The sequence below is a fragment of the Eikenella sp. HMSC061C02 genome (assembly GCF_001809035.1).
Classification (GTDB): Bacteria; Pseudomonadota; Gammaproteobacteria; order Burkholderiales; family Neisseriaceae; genus Eikenella; species Eikenella corrodens.
Genome location: NZ_KV795572.1, coordinates 63,357 through 76,695, shown reverse-complemented (window position 1 = coordinate 76,695; position 13,339 = coordinate 63,357). Strand labels below are relative to the sequence as shown.

Genomic DNA, 13,339 nt, shown 5'->3' with positions numbered 1-13,339 from the left:
TGATACGGGGATTCCGATATACAAGGGTGTGTGCGGTACGCACGCAGTTGCTTGATTGACGTTTTGCCGTTTTCAAATTTACTTTCGTTGAAGCTGCCACTTTTCAGACGGCCTCAAATACCAATACGGCCTATCCGTCAATCCCTAAACCATCCACCTAAAACAAACCAATGTGCAGGCTGCTTTTCAACTTCGTTGAAGCTTCGTTTTCGGCAAGCTACCATTCAAATATCCTATCAATAAAGGCTACCTGAAAACGATCGAAGTGAGTTTTCAGGTAGCCTTTTCTTAACTTGGCGGCAGCCGCAGTTTCAAAAATCAGAGACCGCCGTTATCCGCCAAACAACGCCGTTTTGCCTTCCGCGCCGGAAACATCCAGCACTTCAATTCCTTTCCCGTCCAGCACCGCCTGTGTCAGCATGGCCACGCCGCCGGAGGGGCCGATTTCCAAAATCCGCCGCACGCCCAGCGCAACCATGCTGCGGCATTCGGCCACCCAGTCCACGGGATCCATCAGGATATTGTGCGCGATGCCGCGCGCCTGTTCCGCATCCAAACCGCAGGCTGCCGCCCATTCGGCCACTTGCGTCACGGCGGGCAGCATGGCAGGGTGGTGGAAGCCGACTTCCACGTCCAGTCGCCACAGCAGGTTTTCGGGCGTTTGGCCGTTTTCGTCTTTAACCGTGTCCGACAACACGTCGCACACGCGCGCCACCGATTCGGGCTTGCCGCTGACGACAAAACCATCCGCGCTGTTCTGCAAGCCGATACACGGGCGGTCGGCCGAATCCGCGGGGAACAGTTCATCAATCACGGCAGCAATCTGCCCGCGGCTCACGCCCTGCACCATCACCATCGGATGCAAGTCGTCGTGCAGATACATACCCGTTGCGCGCCCTTGCAGCGTGGCTGCCGCGCCAATCAATTCGGCCAACGCCAGCAGTTTGGCGGCATGCTGCGGCTCGCGTATCAGATAACGCCCGAGTATGCCCTGCGAATGTCCGATAACGCCCGCCGCCTTGCCGCTGTCCAACCCGCGCGCTTCCAGCGTGTGCAGATTGGCGATTTGCGACAGGAAAATGCCGGGTGCGCTCACGGCGGCACGCACCAAATCGATACCGTCCGCGCCGTTTTCCGCCCATTTTACCGGCTCGAAACCCTGCGGTCGGGTGGAGGCAATCTGCCCGGCCACAGGCTTCAAGATTCGTGCGGCAGCGGCAGCCACTTCGTTTGCCCTGTCCCGCGCCTTGTCGGCCAAAGCCTCGCGCAGGCTGCTTATCCAATCGAAGCCCTGCCCGGAAAAGCAGAGGGCAAACGGTTCGTTATGCAGTTGTTCAAGCAGGCGGTTTTGTGTAGCCATGATGTCGCTCCCTTAAGTGATGGATTTCAGACGACCTGTGCCGTCCGCAAGATGCCAATCAATGCTGGCGGATGAACTGCTTACGATAACTATACGGGCTGCTGTGATAATGGGTGCTGTGTTAGGTCAAACATCGGGCTGTTTGTAGAGCAGGGAAAAGGAGATGGCTGGGAAATAAAGATGGGGAAAAGGCTACCTGAAAAATATTCGCCTTCATTGAAGCAAACATTTTTCAGGTAGCCTTTGATTGATTTAGCGTACAACCTATTGCAAATTAAGCTTGCACGACCCTTTACCCCTGCAACGGCAGCTTGCGCCCCACCAGCCACACCAGGCCGAGCACCGGCAGGCCCAAGAGTGCGGTGAAGAGGAAAAAGCCGTCGTAGCCGATTTGGTTCACGATGCTGCCGGAGTAGCCGCCCAGCGTTTTGGGCAGGAGCGTCATCAGCGAGCTGAACAGGGCGTATTGCACGGCGGTAAATCGAATACTGGTAAGCGAGGAGAGGAAGGCCACAAACACGGCGCTGGCCAGCCCGCCGGCGAGGTTGTCGAAGGCCACGGCCAAATAGAGGAAGGGCAGATTGTGCCCCTGCCAAAACAGCAAGATAAACAGCAAATTGGTGGCCGAAGCCAGCACTGCTCCGAGCATCATCATGCGCATCACGGCAAAACGCTGCGCCAAGAGGCCTCCGAAAAAGCCGCCGGCAATCGACATCAGCACGCCGAAGGTTTTCACCGCCCCGGCAATCTCGTCTTTGCTGAAGCCCATATCGGCATAAAACACATTGGCGATCACCCCGGCCACAATATCCGAAATACGGTATAGCCCGATTAAGGCCAACAGCAGCGCGGCATGGCGGCCGTAGCGCTGGAAAAAGTCGGCCAGCGGCAACACCCAGGTTTGCCGAACTACTTCGCCGCGCACCAACCCCAGCAACACCAGCAGCCGACCCGTCAGCACCGCCGCCATCAGTGCTGCCGAAAGCCGCGCACCTTCCCACAACAGGGAAAGCAGCGGCCCTTGGCTTTCAGGTAGCCACCCGCCAACCCAGCGGAACACCAACACAAAGGCCGCCACCGCGCACACAAACAAGCCCACCAGCCGCGCATTGTCGCCCAGCGCCAAGCCGGCCGGCCGCTCGCGTTTTACCGCAGGCTCGGCCACCCACAGCGTGGTGAGCACGCCGGCGCCCATGGTGGCTGCCATCAGCCAATAAGTGTTGCGCCAGGCGGCATACAGATAATGCCCCTTTTCCGAGCCGAAGCCGCTGGCCAGCCACAACGCGCCCGCCCCGGCCACAATCATGCCCACGCGGTAGCCCGCCGTATAAGTGGCCGACATCACCGACTGCATCGCCGCATCGCCCGGCGCGCTTTCGATGCGGTAGGCATCGATCACCACATCTTGCGTGGCTGAAGAAAAGCCGAGCAACACCGCCGCTGCCGCCATCCACGGCAACACCGCCGCATTGGCCGGATTGAGCGCGGCCATCGCCAAAATCGCGGCGATAATCAGCCCCTGCGCCAGCAGCAGCCAGCCACGTCGCTGCCCGAAACGGCGCGTGAGCCACGGCAGCGGCAGCGCATCGATTAAGGGCGCCCAGATGAATTTGAAGGAATAGCCCAATGCCGCCCAGCTGAACATAGTCACCGTGGCGCGGTCGACGCCGGCTTCGGTGAGCCACAGCGAGAGGCTGGAGAAAATCAGCAAAATCGGAATCCCCGCCGCAAAACCAAGCAACAGCATGGCGATGGCACGGCGGTCAGTATAGCCCGCCCACGCGCGCCGCTGCGGCGTTTGTCCGTCGGCATGGGAAGAATCGGCTGGGCGTTGGCTGGATGAAGTCATGGTGCTGCTCCGCTGCGGGGTAAAACTGGAAAACGCGGCATTATAGCGCGTTTGCCGAAACGGCAAGGTTAAGCCACATTCGGGATGGATGCCCTCCCCCTGTTCAGCATATCCCAAACAGCGAAATCAAAAGGATGGAACTGCGATGTTCAACCAAGCCCGGCTGGCCGCAGCATAGCGGATTCAATACGGCATTGGCTCGCCCTGCCCCATTTTGATTTTCATCCGCTATCACCTCGCCCCGACACCACCGGCAAACAAAATAAAGGCTACCTGAAAACTGGAAAACCGTTTTTCAGGTAGCCTTTTCTTGCTTTCTTGCTAGCTCGGGCCAAACCGCTTATTCCTGCTCCCCGCCCTGCCCGTCTTCCGCCTCCGGCGCGTCTGCGGCGGGATTATCCGCCTCCATCGCTTCTTTCAGGTAGCGGTAGAGCGCGCGAAAGTGTTTGGGCGGCTTGGCCTGCTCGCGTTCCTTGCGCGTGTTGCGGATCAGGGTGCGCAACTGGCCGGCTTCGGCAGCGGGGTAATCGCGCAGGAAGTCGGTGAGCGCATCGTCGTTTTCCAACAGGGTTTCGCGCATCTGTTCCACACGCTGCAAGAACGCGTTGTAGGCAGCGTGGCTGCCCTGCAGTTTGTCGAGAAACTCGCGGATCGGTTCCGGATCGAGATCGCGCATCAGGCGGCCGATGTATTGCGTTTGCCGTTTGAGCGCGCCGTTGCTGTTGATTTTTTTATACATGGCAATGGCTTCGCGCAATTCCTCGGGCAATTCGATTTTCTTCAAGGTATCGCCGGAAAGGCGGGCAAGCTGCATGCCCAAATCCTGCAAATCGTGCATTTCTTTTTTGCGGCGGGTTTTGCTCACCCATTCCTGCTGGTCGTCTGGCTGCTGTTGCATAGCGGTTTCCATAGAAAAAGTTGGCGGCATTTTAGCAAAGTTTGCGCACGGCGGCTTTCAGGTAGCCTGAGTTTAAGTAGGAAGGCCACCTGAAAATAGTTATAGCAAATCAACTTAACTCCAAATACGGCGTTGGCTTGCCTTGTATCGAAAGTGCATTGATTTGCTATATTACGATATATGGCATAATCCGTCTTTTGCCTTTTCAGGTAGCCTCCAGCCTCAACCATGGATTATCTAAAACATATATCCGCCCTCTATCAGCTCAACTTCCCCTGCTGCTTGCCCGAAGCCAAAATCACCGCTGCCGAACAACACCTAGGCATCCGCTTTCCTGCCGTCTTGCGCGAATATCTGCTTACATTGGGCGGCCGCGAGGCGGTCAATCAGTCGTTTAACCGATTGTTACCATTGGAAAAGATTGATTTTGACGACGATTATCTGGTGCTGATGGAAGAAAACCAAGGCGTGTTTCTGTGCGGCATTGCCAGAGCCGATTTGGCGCAAGACAACCCGCCTGTCCATATCGGCTTTTATACCGGTGAAACCGAAAGCTACGAATGGCAGCCGCACTTACCCGACACCAGTGCCCTACTGCTGGAATTGGCTTGCACCAACGCCACCATGGGCGGTCTACGCTACTGCGCCAACATCATGGACGAGGAATCAATAGATACCCAAGCCGCACGGTTTATCCAACAAAACCGCACCGAAATCATAGAACTTCGCCAAGAGAACCAACGTTTCTACACCGACGGCTTTCACGAAATCATCCTGCTTTGCTTCGCCGAAAATGGCAACGCAAGCGGCGTATTTATCGGCACCGCCGACCAAGACCGCTTTGACACACTGCTCGAACTGTTTGGCTGGGGCAATTGGCTCTACACTTCTTATGACGAAGAATATGATGAGGAATAAGCTGGCGACATCGCCGCTTGACCCATCTGAAATCCTGCTGTTTTGATTCAGATACAAGCCACAACAATCCGATTTTCTTACGCACTTGTTGCCTATCTTCTCGACATTCCTCTACACAAGCGAACAAATTGAAATCACCACTTTTAATACAATACATTGAAATTTTCATGGGAAATAACTAATGAACATCACCCAAATCCTCTCCCAAGAACTCTCCGCCACCGTCGCGCAAATCACCGCTGCCGTCGAGCTTTTGGACGACGGCGCGACCGTGCCGTTTATCGCCCGCTACCGCAAGGAAGCCACGGGCGGGCTGGACGATACGCAGTTGCGCCAGCTTGCCGAGCGGCTGCAATACCTGCGCGAGTTGGAAGAGCGCAAAGCCGTTGTTTTAAAAAGCATTGAAGAGCAAGGCAAGCTTTCAGACGACCTCAGGGCGCAAATCGAAGCCGCCGACAACAAAACCGCGCTGGAAGACCTGTATCTGCCCTACAAGCCCAAACGCCGCACCAAAGCGCAAATCGCGCGCGAACACGGGTTGCAGCCGCTGGCAGACGTGTTGCTTGCCGAGCAGCCGCAGGATGTGGAAACCGCCGCACAAGGCTACCTGAACGAAAATGTTCCCGACACCAAAGCCGCGCTGGACGGCGCGCGCGCGATTCTGATGGAGCAGTTTGCCGAAGACGCGGAACTCATCGGCACGCTGCGCGACAAGCTGTGGAACGAAGCCGAAATCCACGCGCAAGTCGTTGAAGGCAAAGAAACCGAAGGCGAAAAATTCAGCGATTATTTCGACCACCGCGAACCCGTGCGCGCCATGCCCAGCCACCGCGCGCTGGCGGTTTTGCGTGGCCGCAACGAAGGCGTGTTGAACATCGCGCTCAAATACCAGCCCGACGACACGCCGATTACCCAGCAAAGCGAATACGAGCAACTCATCGCCCGCCGTTTCAAGATTTCAGACGGCCACAAATGGCTGCGCGACACCGTGCGCCTGACTTGGCGCGCGAAAATCTTTTTGTCGCTGGAACTCGAAGCCTTAGGCCGTCTGAAAGAAGCCGCCGACACCGACGCGATTACCGTGTTCGCCCGCAATCTCAAAGACTTGCTGCTCGCCGCGCCCGCCGGACGGCTGACCACGCTGGGCCTCGACCCCGGCTATCGCAACGGCGTGAAATGCGCTGTGGTGGACGACACGGGCAAGCTGCTGGATACCGTCATCGTCTATTTACATCAAGAAAACAATATGTTGGCAACGCTGTCGCGCCTGATTAAACAACACGGTGTGAAGCTCATCGCCATCGGTAACGGCACCGCCAGCCGCGAAACCGACAAAATTGCGGGCGAACTGGTGCGCGGGATGCCCGAAAGCAGCCTGCACAAAATCGTCGTTTCCGAAGCCGGCGCGTCGATTTATTCCGCGTCCGAACTGGCGGCGCGCGAGTTCCCCGACTTGGACGTTTCCCTGCGCGGCGCGGTATCCATCGCCCGCAGGCTGCAAGACCCGCTCGCCGAGTTGGTCAAAATCGACCCCAAATCCATCGGCGTGGGCCAGTATCAGCACGACGTGAACCAAAGCCAGCTCGCCAAATCGCTGGATGCGGTGGTCGAAGACTGCGTGAACGCCGTCGGCGTGGACGTGAACACCGCCTCCGCCCCGCTCTTGGCGCGGATTTCCGGCTTGAATCAAACCCTTGCCCAAAACATCGTCGCCTACCGCGATGAAAACGGCGCGTTCGACAGCCGCAAAAAATTGCTGAAAGTACCGCGTTTGGGCGAAAAAACCTTCGAACAGGCAGCGGGATTTTTGCGGATTAACGGCGGCAAAGAGCCACTGGACGCGAGCGCCGTCCACCCCGAAGCCTATCCCGTCGTCGCCAAAATGCTGGCTCAACAAGGCATTACCGCCGTCGAACTCATCGGCAACCGCGAGCGTGTGAAGCAAATCAAAGCATCCGACTTCACCGACGAACGCTTCGGCCTGCCGACCATTCTGGACATCCTGTCCGAGCTGGAGAAACCCGGCCGCGACCCGCGCGGCGAGTTTCAGACGGCCTCCTTCGCCGAAGGCATCCACGAAATCAGCGACTTGCAAGTCGGCATGATCCTCGAAGGCGTGGTTTCCAACGTCGCCAACTTCGGCGCGTTCGTGGACATCGGCGTCCATCAGGACGGCTTGGTGCACATCTCCGCCCTGTCCAACAAGTTCGTCCAAAACCCGCGCGAAGTGGTGAAAGCTGGCGACGTGGTGAAAGTGAAGGTGCTGGAAGTCGATGCCGCCAGAAAACGTATCGCGCTGACCATGCGCTTGGATGACGAGGCTGGCGCGGAGAAGCGCGGGCGCAGGCTGCCTGAAACCGAAAAACGTAGCACAAACAGCCGCTCCGGCAAGCCGCCGCGCGAAAAGCAGCCTGCAAATTCGGCGATGGCGGATGCGTTTGCGAAGTTGAAGCGGTAAAGTGATTATCAAAAAGAGCTGCAAAATGATTTGCGGCTCTTTTTTAAAGCTGATTCAGAATGTGTAAAAATTGTGGAAATCAAAGGTTCCACTAAGAATTGAAGCCGTATCTGCAATTTTATTGCAGTGATTTGTCTAAGCTACCGCAGGCTACCTGAAACCCACAAACCAACCTTGGCGAAACCCCTGCTTCGTGCCACAATCCATGCTGTCCCCACCCTCAAGCCGCCCATCATGACTCCGATTCTCGCCTTCGATATCGAAACCGTTCCCGATGCCAACGGCATCCGCCTGCTGCACGGCCTGCCGGCCGACACGCCCGATGCCGACGTGGTGGCTTGGGCGCAGCAGCAGCGCCGCGCCGCGCACAACGGCAGCGATTTCATGCCCTATCATTTGCAGCAGGTGGTGGCCATTTCCTGCTGTATGCGCTGGGGCGGCGACAAAATCCATGTCGGCACCATCGGTGAAATCGGCGACAGCGAAGAAACCATTATCGCCAAATTTTTCGAGCTGATCGAAAATCATACGCCGCAGCTGGTGAGCTGGAACGGCGGCGGCTTCGACCTACCCGTGCTGCACTACCGCGCCCTGATTCACGGCCTCTCCGCCGCCCGCTATTGGGACACTGGCGAGGGCGATTTCGGCGACAGCCGCGACTTCAAGTGGAACAACTACATCAACCGCTACCACAACCGCCATTGCGACCTGATGGACCTGCTCGCCCTCTACCAACCCCGCGCCAGCGTGCCTTTAGACGACATGGCCAAGCTGTGCGGCTTCCCCGGCAAGCTGGGTATGGACGGCAGCAAGGTATGGCAGGCCTTCCACGAAGGCCGCCTGCGCGAAATCCGCAACTACTGCGAAACCGACGCCGCCAACACCTATCTTATGTTCCAACGCTTCCGCCTGATGAGCGGCGCAGCCGATGCCGATGAATACGAAATGGAAATCAGGCGGCTCAAAGGCTACCTGAAAACTCAAGAAGACAAAGTGCATTGGCAGGAATTCCTGGCCGCATGGCGTTGAAATACAAACCAAAAGGCTACCTGAAATTTCAGGTAGCCTTTAGTCAGATGATTTCACATAAATCCAAATAGTCCGGCGATTCATGCCCGGCAAAACCACAAACCGCCCCCATACTTCACGCCCAACACATGGATTTCCTCTTTGAACTTCTGCTCCGTCTCGTCTTCCTCCCCATAGAGGCGCTGTTTGAGTGGATACTGGAAAACACATTCAGCCGATACCCGAAGCTCGCCTTCGGGCTCATCTGCCTGTTTACGCCGCTGTGCCTTGCCCTCAGCCGGTGGCACTTCGGCACGCTGGTTTGGTATGCCTGGCTGCTTGCCCCGATAGCGGCCATGTTGCTGGCTCTGCCCATTATCTGCTTGTGGCATGCCATCAATTATGTGCGGTTGCGGCACACTCCGCCCGTCGCCATCCCGAAAGCTGGCAAACGGCGGAAACGCTGAGCCCAACCGATGCTGTGTCTGCTTAGAACAACAGCAGATGGCTTTCAAGAGGCTACCTGAAAATGTAGCTTCAGCAAAATGGGATGATGCCTTGGCCGGCTAAGGCTGAGTTCCGACCAAGCTAAAGTTTCAGGTAGCCTTGTTTGTATTCGCGAATCAATCCCTTCTACCGTATCATCTTTCAGGTAGTCTGCCCAAGCCCGCCGCCGTAATCTGCTAAAATCTGCCTGTTTCTATTTCCCTCGCGAGGATTTCCCATGACCGACCGCAACGAACAACTCTTCACCCGCGCCAAAGCCGTGATTCCCGGCGGCGTGAATTCGCCTGTGCGCGCCTTCGGCAGCGTGGGCGGCGTGCCACGCTTTATCAAAAAGGCTGAGGGCGCTTTTGTGTGGGACGAAAACGGCAAACGCTATATCGATTATGTCGGCTCGTGGGGGCCCGCTATCGTGGGGCACGCGCATCCGGAAGTATTGGAAGCGGTGCGCGAGGCAGCCTTGGGCGGGCTGTCATTCGGCGCCCCCACTGAAGCCGAAATCGTAATTGCCGAAGAAATCTGCCGCTTGGTGCCCAGCGTAGAGCGGCTGCGGCTGGTAAGCTCCGGCACCGAGGCCACCATGTCGGCCATCCGCTTGGCACGCGGCTACACAGGGCGCGACCAAATCGTGAAATTCGAAGGCTGCTACCACGGCCATTCCGACAGCCTGCTCGTGAAAGCCGGCAGCGGCCTGCTCACCTTCGGCCACCCATCCTCCGCCGGTGTGCCCGCCGATTTCACCAAACATACTTTAGTGTTGGAATACAATAATGTAGCTCAGCTGGAAGAAACCTTCGCCCAAGCCGGCAGCCAAATCGCCTGTGTGATTTTGGAGCCGTTTGCCGGCAATATGAACCTGGTGCGCCCAACGCGCGAATTCATCCGTGCCCTGCGCGAGCTGACAGCCAAACACGGCGCGGTGTTGATTTACGACGAAGTGATGACCGGCTTCCGCGTGGCGCTTGGCGGCGCGCAGTCTCTGCACGGCATCACGCCGGATTTAACCACCATGGGCAAGGTCATCGGTGGCGGTATGCCGCTGGCGGCGTTTGGCGGCAAGCGTGAAATCATGGACTGCATCTCGCCATTGGGCGGCGTGTATCAGGCCGGCACGCTCTCTGGCAATCCCGTAGCCGTGGCGGCAGGCTTGAAAACGCTGGAAATCATCCAGCGCCCGGGTTTCTACGAAAACCTCACCGCACGCACCGAGCAACTGGTACACGGGCTGAAACAAGCGGCAGCGCAAACCGGTATCGCCTTCACTGCCGACAGCGTGGGCGGCATGTTTGGTCTGTATTTTTCAGGTAGCCTGCCGCAGAACTATGCCGATATGGCCGCCTCCAATATTGAAGCCTTCAAAACCTTCTTCCACGGCATGCTCGACCGCGGTGTGGCCTTCGGCCCCTCAGCCTACGAAGCGGCATTTGTGTCGGCAGCACACACGGAAGAACTGGTGGCGGAAAGCGTGGCAATCGCAGCAGATGTGTTGGCATACATGGCTTCTTAATCTGTACGCGGTTTAAAGGCTACCTGAAACGAAATGCTGCGTTGAAGCTTATGTTTTCAGGTAGCCTTTAAAACATCCTATGTTCAGCCGCTGCTATAATGCGGCATCTTTCCAACCTATACCGAAACAAAACCATGGAAAATCCCGTTCCAATCAAAAAAGCCGTCTTCCCCGTGGCCGGGATGGGTACGCGCTTTCTGCCCGCCACCAAGGCCAGTCCCAAAGAAATGCTGCCGATTGTGGATAAGCCGCTGATTCAATACGCAGTGGAAGAGGCCGTAGCCGCCGGCTGCACCGAATTGGTGTTCGTTACCGGCCGCAACAAACGCAGCATCGAAGACCATTTCGACAAAGCCTACGAGCTGGAAACCGAGCTGGAGCAGCGCCACAAAACCGCGCTGCTCTCACATGTGCGCGATATTTTGCCGCCCGACGTTACCTGCCTGTATATCCGTCAGGCCGAGGCCTTGGGCTTGGGGCATGCCGTGCTGTGTGCCCGCGCGGCGGTGGGCAACGAGCCCTTTGCCGTGATTCTGGCCGACGACCTAATCGATGCGCCACAGGGCGCGATTGCGCAGATGGCCGAAGTGTACCGCCAAACCGGTAACAGCGTGCTGGGCGTGGAAACCGTAGCACCTTCGCAAACCGGCTCCTACGGCATCGTGGAAGTGTCGCCGTGGCAGCAATATCAGCGCATTCAAAGCATTGTGGAAAAACCGAAGCCGGAAGAGGCGCCGTCCAACCTGGCTGTGGTGGGGCGCTACATCCTCACGCCGCGCATTTTCTCCCTGCTGCAAACTGTAGGGCGTGGCGCGGGCGGCGAAATCCAGCTCACCGACGGCATCGCCAAGCTGTTGGAACACGAACCGGTGCTGGCACACGCTTTTGCGGGCAAACGCTACGACTGCGGCAGCAAACTGGGCTACCTGGAAGCCACGCTGGCCTACGGGCTGAAACACCCGGAAACTGCGGAAGCATTCCGCACTCTATTGCAGGAATACAGTCAGGCAAAAGTGTAGCAATCCGCCCATTCTGCATCTCAGGCTACCTGAAGCGCTGCTTTCAGGTAGCCTGTTTTTGCATGCAGCACAAATTGGTTTGGTATAATTGCGCCGTTTGTTCGGCTGCAGCATGAATTGCTGCGGCTGCCGTATTCAACATTTTGTTTGTAAAGATTTTCATCATGGCCGGTTCTTCTGCCTCGCTGCGTTTGAAAAGCGTCAACTTCCTCGGTATGGCCTTGTTGTTCGGCGTGTCCTGCTATTTCATCTATTGGGGACTGGGCTATATACAACACCACCATTCCGCGCTATTCATTCTCGCGGCGCTGTTCGGCATCTTTATGGCGTTCAACATCGGCGGCAACGATGTGGCCAACTCCTTCGGCACTTCAGTTGGCGCCGGCACGCTGAGCATCCCGCAAGCGCTGGCTGTGGCAGCAGTGTTTGAAGTGAGTGGCGCAATGCTGGCCGGCGGTGGTGTGACCGACACCATCCGTAACGGCATTGTGGATTTGGGCAGCATGTCGCTGGAGCCGGTGCAGTTTGTCTACATCATGATGGCCGCGTTGGCTGCCGCCTCGCTGTGGCTGCTGTTTGCTTCGCAAAAAGGCCTGCCGGTATCCACCACGCATTCCATCATCGGCGGCATCGTGGGCGCAGCAATGGTTTTGGGCTTTTACAACAGCGGTTTGGCTGGCTTGAACATGGTGCGCTGGGAAAAAATCGGCGAAATTGCCATTTCCTGGGTGCTCTCGCCGCTCTTGGGCGGGGTCACTTCCTATTTGGTGTTTAAAAACATCAAAACCTATATCCTGGGCTACAACGTGGCCTCCAGCCGCCATGTACAACGCCTGCGCAAGCAGAAATTGGCTTACAAAAAAGAACACAAAACTCGCTTCGAGCAGATGAGCGAATTGCAGCAGATGGCCTACACCGCCACCATCGTGCGCGATGCCCAGCTTTACAACGAAGGCAACTACCAGCCCGAAGAGCTGGTATCCGACTACTATCGCGGCCTGCACGAAATCGACTGCCGCAAAGACGAAATCAATGCCTTCCGTGCCCTACGACTGTGGGTGCCACTGGCGGGCGCAGTGGGCGGCATGGTGATGGCCGCGATGCTGCTGTTTAAAGGCCTGAAACACCTCAACTTAGGCCTGAGCACGATGGATAACCTGTTAATCGTCGGCATGGTGGGCGCGGTATTGTGGATGGGCACATTTGCCTACGCCCGCACCCTGAAAACCGGCGCCAACCTCGACCGCGCCACCTTCATCATGTTCAGCTGGCTGCAAGTATTCACCGCCTGCTGTTTCGCCTTCAGCCACGGCTCAAACGACATCGCCAACGCCATCGGCCCGTTTGCCGCCATCATGGACGTGCTGCGCAGCGGCACCATCGGCAGCAGCGGCGACATTCCGCCGATTACCATGCTCACCTTCGGCGTGTCGCTGGTGGTGGGGCTGTGGTTTATCGGTCGGGAAGTGATTGCCACCGTGGGTGAAAACCTAGCCAAAATGCACCCCTCTTCCGGCTTCGTGGCCGAGCTATCCGCCGCCACCGTTGTGATGCTGGCCTCCGCGCTGGGGCTGCCTGTATCCAGCACCCACATCCTCGTGGGCGCCGTGCTCGGCATCGGGTTGGTCAACCGCAACGCCAACTGGCGACTGATGAAGCCAATCGCCCTAGCTTGGGTGATTACCGTGCCGGCCGCCGGCCTGCTGGCTTCGATTTGCTTTATTGTGCTGAACGCGGTGTTTTAGCGAAAAGGCTACCTGAAAAGGTCCTAGCATGTTTCAGGTAGTCTGCTGCTCGTACGACCCAACTGTGAAAAGG

At 57.3% G+C, this 13,339-nt stretch carries 12 protein-coding genes; 8 read left to right on the top strand and 4 right to left on the bottom strand.

Annotation, left to right across the window (positions count from 1 at the left end):
- Positions 1-331 precede the first annotated feature (331 nt).
- Positions 332-1,360, bottom strand: coding sequence for an ACP S-malonyltransferase (locus HMPREF2541_RS10190; protein WP_070543480.1), 1,029 nt, complete (start codon positions 1,358-1,360; stop codon positions 332-334).
- A 292-nt stretch (positions 1,361-1,652) separates the two neighbouring features.
- On the bottom strand, positions 1,653-3,107 hold the full coding sequence (locus HMPREF2541_RS10185; RefSeq protein ID WP_070543484.1) for an AmpG family muropeptide MFS transporter: 1,455 nt from the start codon (positions 3,105-3,107) through the stop codon (positions 1,653-1,655).
- A 186-nt stretch (positions 3,108-3,293) separates the two neighbouring features.
- Here HMPREF2541_RS10185 and HMPREF2541_RS12070 point away from each other — a divergent pair, with 186 nt between their 5' ends.
- Entirely contained in the window at positions 3,294-3,512 is a 219-nt protein-coding gene (locus HMPREF2541_RS12070; protein ID WP_003824507.1) for a hypothetical protein, read from the top strand.
- A gap of 37 nt (positions 3,513-3,549) precedes the next feature.
- Here the strand turns inward: HMPREF2541_RS12070 and yjgA are convergent, their stop codons facing one another.
- Entirely contained in the window at positions 3,550-4,107 is a 558-nt protein-coding gene (gene yjgA, locus HMPREF2541_RS10180) for a ribosome biogenesis factor YjgA (protein WP_023887506.1), read from the bottom strand.
- Positions 4,108-4,335: 228 nt separating this feature from the next.
- On the opposite strand from yjgA, the gene HMPREF2541_RS10175 reads away from it, so the two are divergent.
- From HMPREF2541_RS10175 to galU, 6 genes are all read left to right on the top strand, one after another.
- Positions 4,336-5,025 carry an SMI1/KNR4 family protein gene (locus tag HMPREF2541_RS10175; protein WP_049259351.1) on the top strand — a complete coding sequence of 230 codons (690 nt, stop codon included), beginning with the start codon at positions 4,336-4,338 and terminating at the stop codon, positions 5,023-5,025.
- A gap of 181 nt (positions 5,026-5,206) precedes the next feature.
- Positions 5,207-7,483, top strand: coding sequence for a Tex family protein (locus HMPREF2541_RS10170; RefSeq protein ID WP_070543478.1), 2,277 nt, complete (start codon positions 5,207-5,209; stop codon positions 7,481-7,483).
- A gap of 234 nt (positions 7,484-7,717) precedes the next feature.
- Positions 7,718-8,512 carry a 3'-5' exonuclease gene (locus tag HMPREF2541_RS10165; protein WP_049259356.1) on the top strand — a complete coding sequence of 265 codons (795 nt, stop codon included), beginning with the start codon at positions 7,718-7,720 and terminating at the stop codon, positions 8,510-8,512.
- 128 nt (positions 8,513-8,640) lie between these two features.
- Positions 8,641-8,958 carry a hypothetical protein gene (locus tag HMPREF2541_RS10160; RefSeq protein WP_070543476.1) on the top strand — a complete coding sequence of 106 codons (318 nt, stop codon included), beginning with the start codon at positions 8,641-8,643 and terminating at the stop codon, positions 8,956-8,958.
- Between the two features lie 257 nt (positions 8,959-9,215).
- Positions 9,216-10,502: a glutamate-1-semialdehyde 2,1-aminomutase gene (gene hemL / locus HMPREF2541_RS10155; protein ID WP_070543474.1), complete on the top strand. Its 1,287-nt coding sequence runs from the start codon at positions 9,216-9,218 to the stop codon at positions 10,500-10,502.
- 134 nt (positions 10,503-10,636) lie between these two features.
- Positions 10,637-11,521 carry a UTP--glucose-1-phosphate uridylyltransferase GalU gene (galU, locus tag HMPREF2541_RS10150; protein ID WP_003824490.1) on the top strand — a complete coding sequence of 295 codons (885 nt, stop codon included), beginning with the start codon at positions 10,637-10,639 and terminating at the stop codon, positions 11,519-11,521.
- A 43-nt stretch (positions 11,522-11,564) separates the two neighbouring features.
- On the opposite strand, the gene HMPREF2541_RS12545 is transcribed toward galU, so the two are convergent.
- Positions 11,565-11,687 carry a hypothetical protein gene (locus tag HMPREF2541_RS12545; RefSeq protein WP_003824489.1) on the bottom strand — a complete coding sequence of 41 codons (123 nt, stop codon included), beginning with the start codon at positions 11,685-11,687 and terminating at the stop codon, positions 11,565-11,567.
- Here HMPREF2541_RS12545 and HMPREF2541_RS10145 point away from each other — a divergent pair.
- Entirely contained in the window at positions 11,686-13,266 is a 1,581-nt protein-coding gene (locus HMPREF2541_RS10145) for an inorganic phosphate transporter (RefSeq protein ID WP_064088176.1), read from the top strand. The two genes, HMPREF2541_RS12545 and HMPREF2541_RS10145, sit on opposite strands and share 2 nt — an antisense overlap.
- Positions 13,267-13,339: the final 73 nt, after the last annotated feature.

Bases quoted from the DNA above. Each gene is read 5' to 3' on its own strand.
- HMPREF2541_RS10190 (WP_070543480.1), bottom strand. From the start codon at position 1,360: ATGGCTACACAAAACCGCCTGCTTGAACAACTGCATAACGAACCGTTT.
- HMPREF2541_RS10185 (WP_070543484.1), bottom strand. From the start codon at position 3,107: ATGCTGTTGCTTGGTTTTGCGGCGGGGATTCCGATTTTGCTGATTTTC.
- HMPREF2541_RS12070 (WP_003824507.1), top strand. From the start codon at position 3,294: ATGGATGCCCTCCCCCTGTTCAGCATATCCCAAACAGCGAAATCAAAA.
- yjgA (WP_023887506.1), bottom strand. From the start codon at position 4,107: ATGCAACAGCAGCCAGACGACCAGCAGGAATGGGTGAGCAAAACCCGC.
- HMPREF2541_RS10175 (WP_049259351.1), top strand. From the start codon at position 4,336: ATGGATTATCTAAAACATATATCCGCCCTCTATCAGCTCAACTTCCCC.
- HMPREF2541_RS10170 (WP_070543478.1), top strand. From the start codon at position 5,207: ATGAACATCACCCAAATCCTCTCCCAAGAACTCTCCGCCACCGTCGCG.
- HMPREF2541_RS10165 (WP_049259356.1), top strand. From the start codon at position 7,718: ATGACTCCGATTCTCGCCTTCGATATCGAAACCGTTCCCGATGCCAAC.
- HMPREF2541_RS10160 (WP_070543476.1), top strand. From the start codon at position 8,641: ATGGATTTCCTCTTTGAACTTCTGCTCCGTCTCGTCTTCCTCCCCATA.
- hemL (WP_070543474.1), top strand. From the start codon at position 9,216: ATGACCGACCGCAACGAACAACTCTTCACCCGCGCCAAAGCCGTGATT.
- galU (WP_003824490.1), top strand. From the start codon at position 10,637: ATGGAAAATCCCGTTCCAATCAAAAAAGCCGTCTTCCCCGTGGCCGGG.
- HMPREF2541_RS10145 (WP_064088176.1), top strand. From the start codon at position 11,686: ATGGCCGGTTCTTCTGCCTCGCTGCGTTTGAAAAGCGTCAACTTCCTC.
- HMPREF2541_RS12545 (WP_003824489.1), bottom strand. From the start codon at position 11,687: ATGATGAAAATCTTTACAAACAAAATGTTGAATACGGCAGCCGCAGCA.